At 71.5% G+C, this 15,136-nt stretch carries 16 protein-coding genes; 11 read left to right on the top strand and 5 right to left on the bottom strand.

All coding sequences use genetic code 11. The annotated features are described in order from the left end of the window. Positions 1-73 precede the first annotated feature (73 nt). The 4 genes from ACLJTM_RS01465 to ACLJTM_RS01450 all read right to left on the bottom strand — a co-directional run bounded on the left by ACLJTM_RS01465 (position 74) and on the right by ACLJTM_RS01450 (position 3,105). On the bottom strand, positions 74-850 hold the full coding sequence (locus ACLJTM_RS01465) for a Mut7-C RNAse domain-containing protein (RefSeq protein WP_411101480.1): 777 nt from the start codon (positions 848-850) through the stop codon (positions 74-76). Positions 851-1,070: 220 nt separating this feature from the next. Next, positions 1,071-1,832 (bottom strand): SDR family oxidoreductase, encoded by a 762-nt coding sequence (locus ACLJTM_RS01460; RefSeq protein ID WP_411101479.1) that lies wholly within the window; start codon positions 1,830-1,832, stop codon positions 1,071-1,073. A gap of 203 nt (positions 1,833-2,035) precedes the next feature. Continuing rightward, entirely contained in the window at positions 2,036-2,623 is a 588-nt protein-coding gene (locus tag ACLJTM_RS01455; RefSeq protein ID WP_411101478.1) for a GNAT family N-acetyltransferase, read from the bottom strand. Between the two features lie 44 nt (positions 2,624-2,667). Then, entirely contained in the window at positions 2,668-3,105 is a 438-nt protein-coding gene (locus tag ACLJTM_RS01450; protein ID WP_362739923.1) for a hypothetical protein, read from the bottom strand. Between the two features lie 292 nt (positions 3,106-3,397). On the opposite strand from ACLJTM_RS01450, the gene hemL reads away from it, so the two are divergent. The 8 genes from hemL to ACLJTM_RS01410 all read left to right on the top strand — a co-directional run bounded on the left by hemL (position 3,398) and on the right by ACLJTM_RS01410 (position 11,874). Further along, a complete protein-coding gene (hemL, locus tag ACLJTM_RS01445; RefSeq protein WP_411101477.1) occupies positions 3,398-4,720 on the top strand; it encodes a glutamate-1-semialdehyde 2,1-aminomutase in 1,323 nt (440 codons plus the stop codon). Beyond that, entirely contained in the window at positions 4,717-5,460 is a 744-nt protein-coding gene (locus ACLJTM_RS01440; protein ID WP_411101476.1) for a histidine phosphatase family protein, read from the top strand. Before hemL ends, ACLJTM_RS01440 begins: the two co-directional genes overlap by 4 nt. Positions 5,461-5,676: 216 nt before the next feature. Continuing rightward, on the top strand, positions 5,677-6,915 hold the full coding sequence (locus ACLJTM_RS01435) for a hypothetical protein (RefSeq protein WP_411101475.1): 1,239 nt from the start codon (positions 5,677-5,679) through the stop codon (positions 6,913-6,915). Between the two features lie 134 nt (positions 6,916-7,049). Beyond that, positions 7,050-7,694: a TlpA family protein disulfide reductase gene (locus ACLJTM_RS01430; RefSeq protein ID WP_411101474.1), complete on the top strand. Its 645-nt coding sequence runs from the start codon at positions 7,050-7,052 to the stop codon at positions 7,692-7,694. A 38-nt stretch (positions 7,695-7,732) separates the two neighbouring features. Further along, entirely contained in the window at positions 7,733-8,494 is a 762-nt protein-coding gene (locus ACLJTM_RS01425; RefSeq protein WP_411102240.1) for a cytochrome c biogenesis CcdA family protein, read from the top strand. A gap of 13 nt (positions 8,495-8,507) precedes the next feature. Next, entirely contained in the window at positions 8,508-10,235 is a 1,728-nt protein-coding gene (locus tag ACLJTM_RS01420; protein ID WP_411101473.1) for a cytochrome c biogenesis protein ResB, read from the top strand. Beyond that, a complete protein-coding gene (gene ccsB, locus ACLJTM_RS01415) occupies positions 10,232-11,329 on the top strand; it encodes a c-type cytochrome biogenesis protein CcsB (protein WP_411101472.1) in 1,098 nt (365 codons plus the stop codon). Before ACLJTM_RS01420 ends, ccsB begins: the two co-directional genes overlap by 4 nt. Positions 11,330-11,472: 143 nt before the next feature. Then, a complete protein-coding gene (locus tag ACLJTM_RS01410) occupies positions 11,473-11,874 on the top strand; it encodes a hypothetical protein (RefSeq protein WP_411101471.1) in 402 nt (133 codons plus the stop codon). Here ACLJTM_RS01410 and ACLJTM_RS01405 read toward each other — a convergent pair. Then, positions 11,871-12,191: a PLD nuclease N-terminal domain-containing protein gene (locus ACLJTM_RS01405; RefSeq protein WP_411101470.1), complete on the bottom strand. Its 321-nt coding sequence runs from the start codon at positions 12,189-12,191 to the stop codon at positions 11,871-11,873. The genes ACLJTM_RS01410 and ACLJTM_RS01405 overlap by 4 nt on opposite strands. An 88-nt stretch (positions 12,192-12,279) precedes the next feature. Between ACLJTM_RS01405 and ACLJTM_RS01400 the strand changes: the two genes are divergently transcribed. The 3 genes from ACLJTM_RS01400 to mqnP are packed head-to-tail and all read left to right on the top strand — an operon-like array spanning position 12,280 to position 15,121. Beyond that, on the top strand, positions 12,280-13,734 hold the full coding sequence (locus ACLJTM_RS01400; protein WP_411101469.1) for a menaquinone biosynthesis decarboxylase: 1,455 nt from the start codon (positions 12,280-12,282) through the stop codon (positions 13,732-13,734). Beyond that, on the top strand, positions 13,731-14,201 hold the full coding sequence (locus ACLJTM_RS01395) for a hypothetical protein (RefSeq protein WP_411101468.1): 471 nt from the start codon (positions 13,731-13,733) through the stop codon (positions 14,199-14,201). Before ACLJTM_RS01400 ends, ACLJTM_RS01395 begins: the two co-directional genes overlap by 4 nt. Then, positions 14,201-15,121 carry a menaquinone biosynthesis prenyltransferase MqnP gene (gene mqnP, locus ACLJTM_RS01390; RefSeq protein WP_411102239.1) on the top strand — a complete coding sequence of 307 codons (921 nt, stop codon included), beginning with the start codon at positions 14,201-14,203 and terminating at the stop codon, positions 15,119-15,121. The genes ACLJTM_RS01395 and mqnP overlap by 1 nt, the downstream gene beginning before the upstream one ends. The last annotated feature ends 15 nt before the right edge of the window (positions 15,122-15,136 follow it).

Raw genomic sequence — 15,136 nt, 5'->3', positions numbered from 1 at the left:
GCCGATGCCAGCCGATGCCAGCCGACGGCACAGGAGGGCGCGGGCGCAGGGCGTCAGGGCGCGGCGCAGGGCGTCAGGGCGTACGGGTCCTGCCGGCGGAGTCGGGCGTGGCCGGGCGGTCTGCGGCGGTGCCGAAAGCGGCGACGGCCTCGTCCACGATCTGCTCCAGGCGGGCGTGGTGGGCGCCGCGCCAGTAGACGCGGTCGCAGTCGCCGCACTGGGCGAAGACGTCGTAGGAGCGCTGCGTGCCGTGTTCGAGGCGGTCGCCGACGCTGTCCTTGTCGGCTTGGTGGAGGCGGCCGTTGCAGGCGGTGCAGCGGCTCCACGGGGCGAGGGCGGGGGCGAAGCGGCCGAGGACGTCGCGGACCTGCTCGTCGGGGTTGTCGCTGTAGACGTAGGCCCCGGCGAAGAGTTCGCGGCGGCGCAGCAGTCCGCGGTCGCGGGAGAGCAGGACGCGCTGCTCGGCGGCGGAGCGGGTGGCGAGCGCCGGGTCGCCGATGTCCTCGTTCTCGTAGGCGGCGTCGACGCCGAGCAGCCGCAGGCGGCGGGCGAGGGTGCCGAGGTGCACGTCGAGGAGGAAGCGCAGCGGGGCTCCGGGGACGGGTTGGGGCCGTTCGACACCGAGCACCTCGACGGACTGGCCGTCCCGGGGCACGTAGGAGACGGGGACCTCGCGCCCGTCGACGAGGAGGCGGCCGACCTCGGTGAGCGGCACGCCTGCCGATTCGACGACGTGGCCGAGGCTGGAGGCGCCGTCGGTGGCCGTCGGTACGCGTTCGGCGCGCCGGCTCGGCGAGGCGAACAGGCGCAGTTCGGGGGCGAGAGTCAGCTGGATGCAGGGTCCGTTCACCCTGTCAGCATGCCATCGGGGGCCGGGTGTCCGCGGCCGGTTTACGGGGCCTGCGCGGCCGTGCCGCCTGCCGTGCCGCCGGTCGCGCGGCCGGCCTCGGCGCAGTGGTTCCGGGCCGCCCCGTTGCGGGGCCGGGGCGGTGTGCCGCACCGGCCCCGCCGGCTGCTGCTGCTGCGCCGATCGCATCGGCTGGAGCGCGCACCTGCGGGCGTTCGGCGGCCTAGCCGACCCGCTCGGCGAGGAAGGCCTCCCAGGTGCGGGTGCCGACCTGGGTGCCGGTGAGGGCGAGGTTGTCGCCGGCGCGGTAGGCCTTGCCGGCCTTTCCGGGCATCCGGATGGGCAGCAGGGGGCGGCGCTTGCCGGTGGCGGCGAGGTAGCTGCGCAGGAGGTCGCCGAGGGGGTAGACCTTGGGGCCGGCGATGTCGGCGACGCGGCCGGCGGGCTGGCCGAGGGTGAGTTCGACGAGGCGGGCGGCGACTTCGCGGGAGTCGACGGGCTGGAACTGGAGGCCGCCGGGGGCGGGGACGATGGGCATCTTGGCCATCTTCTCGCCCATCATGAGGACGATGTCGTGGAACTGGGCGGCGCGGAGCATGGTCCAGGGGATGCCGGAGCCGGTGACGGCGTTCTCGGCGTCGAGCTGGGTCTTGAACCAGCCGAGGGGCATGGTGTCGGCGCCGATGACGGAGATGTAGACGAGGTGCTTGACTCCGGCGCGCTTGGCGGCGTCGACGACGTTCTGGGTGACCTTGTCGTCGCCCTTGGTGCCGCCGGCGAGGTGCAGGACGGTGTCGATGCCCTTGAGGGCGGTGTCGAGGCCGTCGCCGTTCATCAGGTCGACGGAGAAGTACTCGATGCCGGGGGTGTTCTCGCGCGGGGTCCGCGCCACGATGCGTACGTCGCGGCCGGCGGCCCGCAGGAGCGGGACGACGTGCTTGCCGAGGTTGCCCGTGCCACCGGTGACCAGGATGGGTGAGGTCATGGCTTCTTCTCCCCTGAGTGTGAGGACCGGGGGTGCCCCGGTCGCATCAGCCGTTCTGCTGTTCTGCCTCCCTGACGCCGGGGGTGCGGGGAATGTGACCGGCATCGGACATCGAATTCGTGTTCGAGCGTACGGAGCCCGGTCTCAGGCGGGCCCGGCCCGGCGGGCCGGCCTCAGGCGGGCCGACGGCCCGGGGCGCCCGGTCAGCGCAGCGGCAGGCGCCAGTCGAAGCTCGGGTGCGGGACCCCGGCCGGGTACTCGAACTCGATCCGCCCGAGGCATTCGAAGCCCGCGCGGCGGCAGACCCCGTTGGAGGCGGGGTGGTCCGTCCCGGGGAAGGCGTGGACGGCGTCCCGGTCGCCGTGGGCCCGGATGTGGGCCAGCAGTTCCTCCAGGGCGGCCGCCGCCAGTCCGCGGCCCTGGAACTCGGGGAGCACCGCCCAGCCGGTCTCGTACACCGGTCCGCCGCGCCACTCCCGCTCCCAGAACCCGATGGATCCGGCGGCCCGGACCTCCCCCTCGGCCCCGCCGCCGCCCGACCGGCCCGGCTGGCCCGGCTGGATCGACCGGCCCGGCTCGCCCGGTCCCAGCAGGTCGATCCGGAAGATCCGTCCGGCGGCCGGCTCCCGTGTGCTCAGGGCCTCGTACCGCTGCTGGCGGGCGGCGAGCCGCTCCTGCGACTCGGGGCCGCCCAGGTACCGGGTCATCTCCGGCTCGTTGCACCGGACCAGCAGCCAGAAGTCCGCCGCCGACCAGGCCGTCAGCCGTACCGCACGCTTGCGCTCCACCATGGCCGCGAGCCTAGTGCCGGGGTGGCGCGCGGGCGGGACGGGACTCAGGGCCAGACCAGGCAGTACGGCTGGTGGCCCGCCTCGTGGAGGCGGTTGGAGAAGTCCTGCCACTCGTGGAGCAGCTGGTAGACGTTGAACGCGTCGCGGGGTCCGCCGCGGTCGGGGACCGTGGACCAGATGAAGGCGGCGGCGCCCACGGATTCCTCGCCGATCCCGCGGAGCGGGTCGACGACCGTCATCGGGAGTTTGACCACGGCGTAGTCGGGGTGCAGGACGACCAGTTCCAGCGGGGGCACCTTGTGGAGGGGTATGCCCTCGATGCCGGTCAGGACCATCGCGGCCACCGTCTCCGGCTTGATCTTGGTGAACATCCCGCCCATGCCCAGCTCGTCGCCGCCGAGCTCCTCGGGCCGCATCGTGACCGGGACCCGGGCCGCCGTCGCGCCGTCGGGGGCGCCGAAGTACTTGTACGTCACTCCCATGCCGCGTCCCCGGGGGAGTCCGTCCGGCGGCTGTGCGGGCATCGGCACCGCGTCGGCCGCCTCGGCTGCGCGCCGGTGCCTGCCCCGGCGGCGGGACTCGCGGGCACGCTGCGGGTCCAGCCCGTCCGTACCCTCGCCCGGTCCACCACCGCGTTGCATATCTCCACCCGACTGGTCTTGCCTGCCCCGGCCACGCTGCCCCCGCGACGCAGCCTGATCATCATGGCAGTGACCTCCCCCGCGGCAGCGTGGTGAAACGCCCGTCCGCAAGTCTGTCGCGGCCTCTGAGACCATGGCTGATGTGAGCTACCCGTACCCGTATGAAGCCCCAGTTTCGCAGACGCTCTTCGAGCGCGCTTCCCTCGTGACCCCCGGCGGCGTGAACTCTCCGGTGCGCGCCTTCCGCGCCGTGGGCGGTACGCCCCGGTTCATGGTGTCCGGCACCGGTCCGTACCTCACCGACGCCGACGGCCGGGAGTACGTCGACCTCGTGTGCTCCTGGGGACCGATGATCCTCGGCCATTCCCACCCCGCCGTGATCGAGGCCGTCCAGGCCGCGGTCGCCCGCGGCACGTCCTTCGGCACTCCCGGCGAGGGCGAGGTCGCGCTCGGCGAGGAGATCGTGGCGCGTATCGGGCCCGTCGAGCAGGTGAGGCTCGTCTCGTCCGGGACGGAGGCCACCATGTCGGCGATCCGCCTGGCGCGCGGCTTCACGGGCCGCGCCAAGGTGGTGAAGTTCGCGGGTTGCTACCACGGCCATGTGGACGCGCTGCTGGCCGCCGCCGGTTCCGGACTGGCGACCTTCGCCCTGCCCGACACCCCCGGCGTGACCGGTGCGCAGGCCGGGGACACGATCGTGCTCCCCTACAACGACCTCGAAGCGGTGCGCGCGGCCTTCGCCGCGCACCCCGGCGAGATCGCCTGTGTGATCACCGAGGCGGCGCCCGGCAACATGGGCGTCGTCACCCCGGCGCCCGGGTTCAACCAGGGCCTCGCGGACGTGTGCCGGGAGAACGGTGCGCTCTACATCTCCGACGAGGTCATGACGGGTTTCCGCACCTCCCGCGCCGGCTGGTACGGCGTCGACGGGGTGGAGCCCGACCTGATGACCTTCGGCAAGGTCATGGGCGGCGGTTTCCCGGCGGCGGCCTTCGGGGGCCGCGCCGACGTCATGGGCCACCTCGCGCCCGCCGGCCCGGTCTACCAGGCCGGCACGCTCTCCGGTAACCCCGTGGCCACCGCGGCCGGCCTCGCGCAGCTGCGCCTGCTGGACGAGGCGGCGTACGAGAAGGTCGACGCGGTGTCGGCCGAGATCCAGGGCCTGGTCACCGGCGCGCTGCGCAAGGAGGGTGTGGCGCACCGGCTGCAGACCGCGTCCAACATGTTCTCCGTGTTCTTCACGGAGGACGAGGTGAAGAACTACGACGACGCCAAGAAGCAGGAGAGCTTCCGCTTCAACGGCTTCTTCCACTCGATGCTGTCCCAGGGCGTCTACCTGCCGCCTTCGGCGTTCGAGTCCTGGTTCGTGTCCACCGCCCACGACGAGCGGGCGATCGAGCGCATCGCGGCGGCCCTGCCGGCCGCCGCCCGAGCGGCCGCGGAGGCCACCGCATGAGCAGCAGTGACATCCCGGGCATCCCGGTCGTTCCGGGCGTGCCCGCCGATGCGGGCGCCCCGGCGGCCGCCGAGATCACCGTCGTCCACCTGCTGAGGCACGGTGAGGTGCACAATCCGGACGGGGTCCTCTACGGGCGCCGCGAGGGCTACCACCTCTCCGAGCTGGGCCGGCAGATGGCGGACCGGGTGGCCGAGCACCTGGAGAGTCGCGACATCACGCACGTGGTCTCCTCCCCACTGGAGCGGGCGCAGGAGACGGCCGCGCCGGTCGCCAAGAGCCACGGGCTGGACCTGGCCACGGACCGGCGGCTGCTGGAGGCGGAGAACGTCTTCGAGGGCAAGACCTTCGGCGTGGGCGACGGCGCGCTGCGCAAGCCGGCCAACTGGAAGCACCTGACGAACCCGTTCAAGCCGTCCTGGGGCGAGCCGTACGTCGAGCAGGTCGTGCGGATGATGGGCGCGCTGGAGGCGGCGCGCGACGCGGCCCGCGGGCACGAGGCCGTGGCGGTCAGCCACCAGCTGCCGATCTGGATCGTGCGCAGTTTCGCGGAGAAGCGGCGGCTGTGGCACGACCCGAGGCGCCGTCAGTGCACGCTGGCCTCGCTGACGTCGTTCACGTACCAGGGCGACCAGCTGGTGTCGGTGGGCTACAGCGAGCCGGCCCGGGACCTGGTCCCGGCGCACCTGCTGGCCGGGGCGAAGCCGGTGAAGGGGAAGTCGAAGGCCTTCGGGGCCTGAGGGCGGCGGCCTCGCGCCGCCCCCCGCAGCCGTCGGCACGCCCGGTTCCTCCCCCGGTGAGGTCCACCGGTGCACCGGTGGTGACGAACCGTTACAGCTTTACCTAAATAAATACAAGCTGCGCGGGAATCACCGTTCCAGTGCCGCGAGTTATGTCCGATTGTCCGTTTATATGGATTTCGACATGCGCTGCGCGAGGGACGACGGGACGGTGACATGCACGACTTCAGTCGAAGGGGAGTCCTCGGTCTGGGACTCGGGGCGGCCGCGGCGGCCGCTGCCGGGGCCGGCCTGGCGGGCTGCGGGGCCGGCTCGGGTGGCGCCGGCCCCGGCAACCCCGGCCCGGTGGATCCCACCAGGCCCGGTGCTCCGGCGGCCAAGCCGATCGGCGACGGTTCCACCGCCGACACCGGACCGCAGCCCCACCAGCCGGACAAGCCCGTGCCGCTCCAGCCGGGCGAGACCCCGCCGCAGTTCGTCGTCTTCAGCTGGGACGGCGCGGGGGAGGTCGGCAACGGCCTCTTCCCGCGCTTCCTCAAACTGGCCAAGGACCACGGCGCGGCCATGACCTTCTTCCTGTCGGGCCTCTACCTGCTGCCCGAGTCGAAGCAGAGCCTGTACCGGCCGCCGAACAACCCCGTCGGGGCCTCGGACATCGGCTACCTCAAGGACGAGAACATCCGCGCCACCCTCGGGCACGTCCGCCAGGCGTGGCTGGACGGCCACGAGATGGGGACCCACTTCAACGGGCACTTCTGCGGGGGCGCCGGCTCCGTCGGGAAGTGGACGCCGCAGGACTGGCACAGCGAGATCGACCAAGCTGTGTCGTTCGTCACCAACTGGCGCACGCACACCGGCTTCACCGACCTCGAACCGCTGCCCTTCGACTACCGCAAGGAGCTGGTCGGCGCCCGTACGCCCTGCCTGCTGGGCCAGGAGAACCTGCTGCCGACGGCGCGGGACCTGGGCTGGCGCTACGACTCCAGCTCACCGGGCGGCCTCCAGGTCTGGCCGGTGCGCAAATCGGGCGTATGGGATTTGCCACTGCAGTCCCTGCCCTTCCCCGGGCACTCCTTCGAGGTGCTGAGCATGGACTACAACATCCTCGCCAACCAGTCGAAGAACAGCACCCGGGGCATGCCCGCCAACTATCCGGGCTGGCGCACCCAGGCGACCGCCACCTACCTCGGCGGGTTCCGGCGGGCCTATGAGACCAACCGCGCACCGCTCTTCATCGGCAACCACTTCGAGGAGTGGAACGGCGGCATCTACATGGATGCCGTCGAGGAAGCCCTCAAGGGCATGTCGGACAAAAAGGACGTACGTCTCGTATCCTTCCGCCAGTTCACCGACTGGCTGGACGTCCAGGACGCCAACCTGCTCGCCCGGCTGCGCGCCCTCGCCCCCGGCGAGGCGCCGGCCGGCGGCTGGTCCGCCTACCTCGCGGCAACCTGACCCCCGGGCGGCGACCCGGCTCCACCGTCGCCCGAGCAGGTGCCGGCCAGGTCCCGACCAGGTCCTGACCAGGTTCTTCGCGAGCCTCCGGGGGGCGGGGTACATCCACAAACCGCACATGCGAAACTTTTCACATGAGCCTTAGCCGCGCGGGTGTCCGCCGAAGTAGCCGCCGCTCGAACCGCGGCCGCACCCTCCTGCTGACCGCGGTGACCGCTGCGGGTGCGCTGACGCTGACGTCCTGCATCGGATCGGACGACGGCGACAAGGTCTCCGGCAGCGGCGGCGGCAACTACGTGACGGGCGCGAGCGGCATCTCGACCGTCGCCCGCGGCGAACGCACCGAGGCCCCCAGGCTCGACGGCGAGACCGTCGACGGCAAGACGCTCGACACCACCGCCCTCAAGGGCAAGGTCGTCGTCCTCAACGTGTGGGGCTCCTGGTGCCCGCCGTGCCGCAACGAGGCCAAATACTTCGCGCAGGTCTCCAAGGAGCTGGCCGACGGCGGCCAGGACGTCTCCTTCGTCGGGATCAACACCCGTGACAACAGCAAGCAGAACGCGACCGCCTTCGAGGAGAACTACGGGATCACCTACCCGAGCCTCTACGACCCCGACGGCAAGCTGATGCTCCGCTTCCCCAAGGGCACCCTGAACCCGAAGGCGATCCCCTCCACGATCGTCCTCGACAAGGAGGGCCGGATCGCCGCCCGCGCGCTCGTCGCGATCGACGACCAGCAGCTGCGCTCGATGATCGACCCCCTCCTCGCGGAGAAGTGACCCGCGTGCTCGCCGCTGCCCCCGCGGTCCCCGACGTCCTGCTCGCCGCCGAGGCGACCGGGGTGAACAGCACCGTCCTGAGCGGCGCCCTGCTGCTGGCCCTGCCCATCTCCGTGCTCGCCGGGCTGCTCTCCTTCTTCTCGCCCTGCGTGCTCCCCCTGGTCCCCGGCTACCTCTCGTACGTCACCGGCATCAGCGGAGCCGACCTCGCCGAGGCCCGGCGCGGCCGGATGGTGGCGGGCGCGAGCCTGTTCATCGCCGGGTTCACCGCCGTCTTCGTCTCCACCGGGGCGCTCTTCGGGTACTTCGGCGAGGTGCTCCAGGACAACATGGGGACGATCACCCGGGTCCTCGGCGGCCTGGTGATCGTCCTCGGCCTCTTCTTCATGGGGGCCATCCCGGGGCTGACGATGCGCGAGTTCCGCTTCCACCGGAAGCCGACCGCCGGCCTGGTCGGTGCCCCCGTGCTCGGCGTGCTCTTCGGCCTCGGCTGGACCCCCTGCATGGGACCCACGCTCGCCGCCGTCAGCACCCTCTCCCTCGACCAGGCCAGCGCCGGCCGCGGAGCACTGCTGACGGTGGCCTACTGCCTCGGCCTGGGACTGCCCTTCGTCCTGGCCGCGGTCGCCTTCCGCAAGGCGCTCGGCGCGTTCGGCTGGGTGAAGAGGCACTACGCGTGGGTGATGCGCATCGGGGGCGGCATGCTGGTCCTCACCGGCCTGCTCCTCGTCACAGGGTTGTGGGGCAGCATCGTCAACGACATGCAGAGCTGGACCCAAGGCTTCACGGTGGGGATCTGAGGACGTAACGGACATGAGTACGACAGACAAGACGCCCGCCGAGGCTGCGCACCGCACCGAGGACCCCGCCGCAGGGCAGCGGGAGGACGAGCAGGAGCACGCGCACGGCGCCGCCGGAGCCCAGCTGTCGACCGCACCGCTGGAGGACGGCCCGGCCGCGCCCGTGGGCATCGGCGTGCTCGGCTGGGCGCGGTGGTTCTGGCGGCAGCTCACCTCCATGCGGGTGGCGCTGATCCTGCTCTTCCTGCTCTCCCTGGGGTCCATCCCCGGCTCCCTCATCCCGCAGACCCAGGTCGACGCGATGAAGGTGGAGGCGTGGAAGGACACCCACGAGGCCTGGGTGCCCGTCGCCGAGAAGCTCCAGCTCTTCGACGTCTACAGCTCGGTGTGGTTCTCCGCGATCTACATCCTGCTGTTCGTGTCGCTCATCGGCTGCATCGTCCCGCGCACCTGGCAGTTCGTCGGCCAGCTCAGCGGCCGCCCGCCCGGCGCCCCCAAGCGGCTGGACCGGCTGCCCGCCTACACCACGTGGCGTACGGACAAGGCCGCCGAGGAGGTGCTCGCCCACGCCAGGACCCTGCTGGGCGGCCGCCGCTTCCGCACCGAGGCCGCCGGGAACTCCGTCGCCGCCGAGAAGGGCTACCTGCGCGAGGCCGGGAACCTGGCCTTCCACATCGCCCTGATCGTGCTCCTCGTGGCCTTCGCCACCGGGCAGCTCTTCAAGTCGGAGGGCGGCAAGCTCGTCCTGCGCGGCAAGGGCTTCTCGAACACCCTGACCCAGTACGACGACTTCAAGTACGGCAGCCTCTTCGACTCGGACGACCTGCCGCCCTTCTCGTTCACGCTGGACCGGTTCGACGCGGAGTACGAGCGCACCGGCCCGCAGAAGGGCACCGCCCGCGAGTTCAAGGCGTACGTCACCTACAGCGAGGGCCCGGACGGCGCCGCCAAGAAGGCGGAGATCGAGGTCAACCGGCCCCTGGAGGTCGACGGCTCCAAGGTCTACCTGCTCGGCCACGGCTACGCGCCGGTGGTCTCGGTGACCGACGCCACCGGCAAGGTCGTCTACAAGGACGCCGTGCCGATGCTGCCCTTCGACTCCAACCTCAGCTCCTCGGGCGCCGTCAAGGTGACGGACGGCTACCGGAACCCCGCCGGTGAGAAGGAGCAGCTCGGCTTCAACGCCATGTTCGTGCCGACCTTCGCCGGCGACGGCAAGGGCACGATGTTCTCGCAGTTCCCCTCGCTGGAGTTCCCGGTGCTCGCCCTGAGCGCCTACCACGGCAGCCTGGGCGTGGACTCGGGCCTGCCGCAGAACGTGTACCAGCTGAACACCTCCAAGATGCAGGAGTTCAAGGACGCCGACGGCGGGCTCTTCAAGCAGAAGATGCGGCCCGGCGAGTCGATGACGCTGCCCGGCGGCGCGGGCACCGTGAAGTTCGAGGGCATCGAGCGGTGGGCCACCTTCCAGGTGTCCCAGCAGCCCGGCAACTCCCTCGCGCTCGGCGGCGCGATCGTGGCCATCGCCGGACTGTCCGCCTCCCTGTTCATCCGGCGCCGCCGGATCTGGGTCCGCGCGGTGACCGGCAAGGACGGCGTGACCGTCGTCGAGATGGCGGGCCTCGGCCGCAGCGAGTCCGCGAAACTCCCCGAGGAGCTGGCGGTGCTCTCCGCCACGCTGCACGAGCAGGCGCCCTCGGCGCCCCCACCTGTCGAAGCAGAAGAAGGAGAGCGCGGATGACGCCGCTCGCAGCCGCAGCCAATGAGAACCTGGCCGAGATCAGCAACTACCTGATCTATTCGTCGATGGCGGTCTACACGCTCGCCTTCCTCGCGCACATCGCCGAATGGGTCTTCGGCAGCCGCAGCAAGGTGGGCCGGACGGCCGCCGCGCTGACCGGCGGTGCCGCCGCGGCCGCCGGGACCCCCTCCGTGCAGGTGCGCGGCAAGGCCGGGGCGGCGGGGAGCACCGCCGTCCTCGACAAGCCCCGGGTCGTCACCCGGTCCGCGGCCGGCAGCCGGGACGTCCCGGACGGTCCGGGCGCCGCCGGCGGCACCGTGCAGGGCGACCTGTACGGGCGGATCGCGGTCTCGCTGACCGCGCTGGGCTTCCTCATCGAGGCGGGCGGCGTCGTCGCCCGCGCGATGTCGGTGCAGCGGGCCCCCTGGGGCAACATGTACGAGTTCTCGATCACCTTCTCCACGGTGGCCGTGGGCGCGTACCTGGTCCTGCTGCTCCTGAAGAAGAACGTCCGCTGGCTGGGCCTGATCTTGGTCACGACGGTCCTGCTGGACCTGGGCATCGCCGTCAAGGTCCTCTACACGGCCAGCGACCAGCTGGTCCCCGCCCTGGACTCGTACTGGCTGTACATCCACGTCTCCACGGCGATCTTCTGCGGTGCGGTGTTCTACATCGGCGCCGCCGCCACGGTCCTCTACCTGTTCCGCGACACCTACGAGAGCCACCTCGAACAGGGCCGCACCCCGGGGCGTCTGCGCACCTCGGTGATGGAGCGGCTGCCCTCCGCGGCCTCGCTGGACAAGTTCGCCTACCGCATCAACGCGGCCGTCTTCCCGCTGTGGACCTTCACGATCATCGCGGGCGCGATCTGGGCCGGCGACGCCTGGGGCCGCTACTGGGGCTGGGACCCCAAGGAGGTCTGGTCCTTCGTGACGTGGGTGGCGTACGCCTGCTACCTGCATGCCCGCGCTACCGCCGGCTGGAAGGGACGCAAGGCCGCCTACCTGGCGATCTTCGCCTTCGCCTGCTGGATCTGGAACTACTACGGCGTGAACATGGTGCTCAACGGCCTGCACTCCTACTCGGGCGTCTGACCCGCAAGAGCGCCGAACCGCTCCACCGATGGCACGGCTCCGACGAGCCGTGCCATCGGCGCATCCCGCGCCGATCGACACGCCGCACGGACCGGCGGACCATGGAAGGGACCGCACCCGTCGACTCCCTCCGCGGAGGAACCATGACGAACCGGCGCACACGTCTCTCCCTGGCCGCTCCGCTGCTGGCGGGCGCCCTCCTCGCCGCCCCGGCGGCCCTCACCTGGAGCGCGGCCTCCGCCGCGCCCGCGGCCACCTGCTCGATCTCCGGGGTCTTCCCCAACGGGAAGGTGCACCTGTCCGGCGGCGGCTTCACCCCGGGCAGCGCCTTCCTGTCCTCGCCGACGGCCGCGGGGGGACAGATCACCATCCCGGCGAACGGCGGCTTCACCCTGACCGACGTGGAGAACGCCCAGTACACGGTGACCCAGGCCAACGAGCACACCCAGTGCAGCGGCTTCAAGGGCGCCGCCACCCCGAGCACGCCCACGACGCCCGACACCCCGAGCAAGCCCGACACCCCGGGCAAGCCCGCCATGCCCTAGGGCTGCTCGCCCCGCCCGCCGTCCTTGCCGTCCTGCTCGTCCTTGAGGGACTTCAGGAACTCCGGGTTGTCGTCGGGCGCGACCCACTGCGTCCGGCGCCTGCCGCCGCCCGCGAAGCCGCCGCCCGCGCCGGGCACCGGGCGCTTCTTGCCCGCGAACAGCCAGACGACCGGGCCGACGATGGAGAAGAGCAGGATGATGATCACCCAGACCACCTTCGGGAGGTGCTTCACCTCGTCCTCGGGCGTGTTCAGGCAGTCGATGAAGGCGTAGATGGTCAGCCCGATGATCAGCAGGAACGGCAGATAGCGCAGCACGGTGCGGGACCGACTCCCAGGCAGTGGCGGCGGCCCGCGAGGGGCCCGGTGACGGCTCCAGCGTAGTTGGTGACGGATACTGGCCCCTATGGCTTACGACGATCTCCGCTCGCTGCTCCGGGCTCTGGAGCGGGAGGGCGACCTCAAGCGCATCAAGGCCGAAGTCGATCCGTACCTGGAGATCGGCGAGATCGTCGACCGGGTGAACAAGGCGAACGGCCCGGCCCTCCTCTTCGAGAACGTCAAGGGCTCGGCGATGCCGCTGGCCATGAACGTCTTCGGGACCGACCGGCGCCTCCTGAAGGCCCTCGGCCTGAAGTCGTACGCGGAGATCAGCGAGAAGATCGGCGGCCTGCTCAAGCCGGAGCTGCCGCAGGGCTTCATCGGCGTCCGCGAGGCCTTCGGCAAGCTCGGCTCGATGGTCCACGTGCCCCCGAAGAAGATCAAGGGCGACGCCCCCGTCCACGAGGTCGTCCTCACCGGCGACGACGTGGACCTCGACCGGCTGCCGGCCCTCTTCACCTGGCCCAAGGACGGCGGCTCCTTCTTCAACCTGGGCCTGACGCACACCAAGCACCCCGAGACCGGCGTGCGCAACCTCGGGCTCTACCGCCTCCAGCGCCACGACAAGCGCACCATCGGCATGCACTGGCAGATCCACAAGGACAGCCGCAACCACTACGCGGTCGCCGCCGCCCGCGGCGAGCGGCTGCCGGTCGCGATCGCCTTCGGCTGCCCGCCCGCCGTGACCTACGCGTCCACCGCTCCGCTGCCGGGGGACATCGACGAGTACCTCTTCGCCGGGTTCGTCGCCGGCAAGCGGATCGAGATGGTCGACTGCAAGACCGTGCCGCTCCAGGTCCCCGCGCACGCGGAGGTCGTCATCGAGGGCTGGCTGGAGCCGGGCGAGATGCTCCCCGAGGGCCCCTTCGGCGACCACACGGGCTTCTACACCCCGCAGGAGCCGTTCCCCGCGCTGACGATCGACTGCGTGACCATGCGCAAGCGCCCGCTCCTCCAGTCGATCGTCGTCGGCCGTCCGCCGACGGAGGACGGACCGCTGGGCCGCGCGACGGAGCGCTTCTTCCTGCCGCTGCTCAAGATCATCGTGCCGGACATCGTGGACTACCACCTCCCGGAGTCGGGCGGCTTCCACAACTGCGCGATCGTCTCGATCGACAAGAAGTACCCCAAGCACGCGCAGAAGGTCATGCACGCCGTCTGGGGCGCCCACATGATGTCGCTGACCAAGCTGATCATCGTGGTGGACAAGGACTGCGACGTCCACGACCTGCACGAGGTCTCCTGGCGGGCCCTCGGCAACACCGACTACTCCCGGGACCTGACCGTCGTCGAGGGCCCGGTGGACCACCTCGACCACGCCTCCTACCAGCAGTTCTGGGGAGGCAAGGCGGGCATCGACGCCACCCGGAAGCTGCCCGAGGAGGGCTACACCCGCGACGGCGGCTGGCCCGAGATGGTGGAGTCCGACCCCGCGACCGCGGCCCTCGTCGACCGCCGCTGGAAGGAGTACGGCCTGTGAGCCCGATCGCCGTGGGCGGCCCCGCCCTCTACCTCGGCACCGAGGAGACCTACGTGGCCCTCCTGCGCCCGGACATCGACCCCACCCAGCCCGGGGTCGTGCTGGCCGCCCGGGAGGCGGGCGTCTCGCCCGAGGAGTTCGCGGGCCCGTCCGACGTGTGGAACGTGCTCGTCGACCGTGAGGACGGGGAAGGCGACGGCTTCGAACTGCCCGGTCTGCGCGACGCCGAGGCCGAGGACTTCGCGGAGCGCCTGCTGGCCGCCGTCGCCGCGGGCGGGCCGTTCACCCTGGAGGCGGGCTCGGTCCTGGCCCTCGACGCCCGCCCGACCGGCGAGGGGTACGCCTTCTCGGTCCGGGTCACCCCGCCGGAGGGCGAGGAGGCCCGCCCGATCGACCTGGAGATCGGATCCGTGCCCACCGGGGAGCTGACGGACCACCTCGAAGCCTTCCGCAGGAGCCTCGCATGATGACCACCGCCGACGAAGTGGTCGGGCCCGGCCCCGCGCCCCGGTCCGCCGGCAAGGTGAAGGCGTTCCTGCGGCTCGTGATGATCGAGCACTCCGTCTTCGCGCTGCCCTTCGCCTACATTGCCGCGCTCACCGCCATGTTCCGGCTCGACGGGAGCGTGCACTGGGACACGCTGCTGCTCGTCACCGTGTGCATGGTCGGCCTGCGGACCTTCGCGATGGCCGCGAACCGGATCATCGACCGCGAGATCGACTCCCGCAATCCCCGTACGGCGGGCCGTGAACTGGTGACCGGCGCGGTGTCGGTGCGCACCGCCTGGACCGGCGCCGGGGTGGCGCTCGTCTTCTTCCTCGGCTCGGCCTGGCTGCTCAATCCGCTGTGCTTCGCGCTGGCGCCGCTCGCCGTGGTGCCGATGGTGGTGTACCCGTACGGCAAGCGGTTCACCGACTTCCCGCACGCCATCCTGGGCCTGGCCCAGGCCATCGGGCCGATCGGGGCCTGGCTGGCCGTCACCGGCGCCTGGTCGTGGGACGCGGTGGTCCTCGGGCTCGCCGTCGGTGTGTGGATCGGCGGCTTCGACCTGATCTTCGGCTCCCAGGACGTCGCCGCGGACCGGGCCGAGGGCGTCCGGTCCGTCCCGGCCCGCTACGGCGTCCCCGCCGCCCTGTGGGGGGCGCGCGGCGCGCACGTGGTGACCACGGGCCTGCTGGTCTGGTTCGGCCTCGCCACGGGCGCGGGCGCCCTGTACTGGGCGGGCCTGGTGATCGTCGCCGCCGCCTTCTGCTACGAGCACACGATCGTCACCCCGCACGACCTGTCCCGGCTGAACCGGGCCTTCTTCACGGTCAACGGGTTCATCGGGATCGCCCTGTTCGTGTGCGCGCTGCTGGACCTGATCGTCCGCGGCCTGACCGTCTAGCGCGCGCGGCGACCT

Origin of the sequence: Streptomyces sp. cmx-4-9, assembly GCF_046548835.1 — a bacterium.
Taxonomy (GTDB): Bacteria; Actinomycetota; Actinomycetes; order Streptomycetales; family Streptomycetaceae; genus Streptomyces.
Note: the sequence above shows the minus strand (reverse complement) of the source record. Positions and strands in the feature narration are given on the sequence as shown.

Bases quoted from the DNA above. Each gene is read 5' to 3' on its own strand.
- ACLJTM_RS01460 (WP_411101479.1), bottom strand. From the start codon at position 1,832: ATGACCTCACCCATCCTGGTCACCGGTGGCACGGGCAACCTCGGCAAG.
- ACLJTM_RS01455 (WP_411101478.1), bottom strand. From the start codon at position 2,623: ATGGTGGAGCGCAAGCGTGCGGTACGGCTGACGGCCTGGTCGGCGGCG.
- ACLJTM_RS01450 (WP_362739923.1), bottom strand. From the start codon at position 3,105: ATGGGAGTGACGTACAAGTACTTCGGCGCCCCCGACGGCGCGACGGCG.
- hemL (WP_411101477.1), top strand. From the start codon at position 3,398: ATGGCTGATGTGAGCTACCCGTACCCGTATGAAGCCCCAGTTTCGCAG.
- ACLJTM_RS01440 (WP_411101476.1), top strand. From the start codon at position 4,717: ATGAGCAGCAGTGACATCCCGGGCATCCCGGTCGTTCCGGGCGTGCCC.
- ACLJTM_RS01435 (WP_411101475.1), top strand. From the start codon at position 5,677: ATGCACGACTTCAGTCGAAGGGGAGTCCTCGGTCTGGGACTCGGGGCG.
- ACLJTM_RS01430 (WP_411101474.1), top strand. From the start codon at position 7,050: ATGAGCCTTAGCCGCGCGGGTGTCCGCCGAAGTAGCCGCCGCTCGAAC.
- ACLJTM_RS01420 (WP_411101473.1), top strand. From the start codon at position 8,508: ATGAGTACGACAGACAAGACGCCCGCCGAGGCTGCGCACCGCACCGAG.
- ccsB (WP_411101472.1), top strand. From the start codon at position 10,232: ATGACGCCGCTCGCAGCCGCAGCCAATGAGAACCTGGCCGAGATCAGC.
- ACLJTM_RS01410 (WP_411101471.1), top strand. From the start codon at position 11,473: ATGACGAACCGGCGCACACGTCTCTCCCTGGCCGCTCCGCTGCTGGCG.
- ACLJTM_RS01400 (WP_411101469.1), top strand. From the start codon at position 12,280: ATGGCTTACGACGATCTCCGCTCGCTGCTCCGGGCTCTGGAGCGGGAG.
- mqnP (WP_411102239.1), top strand. From the start codon at position 14,201: ATGACCACCGCCGACGAAGTGGTCGGGCCCGGCCCCGCGCCCCGGTCC.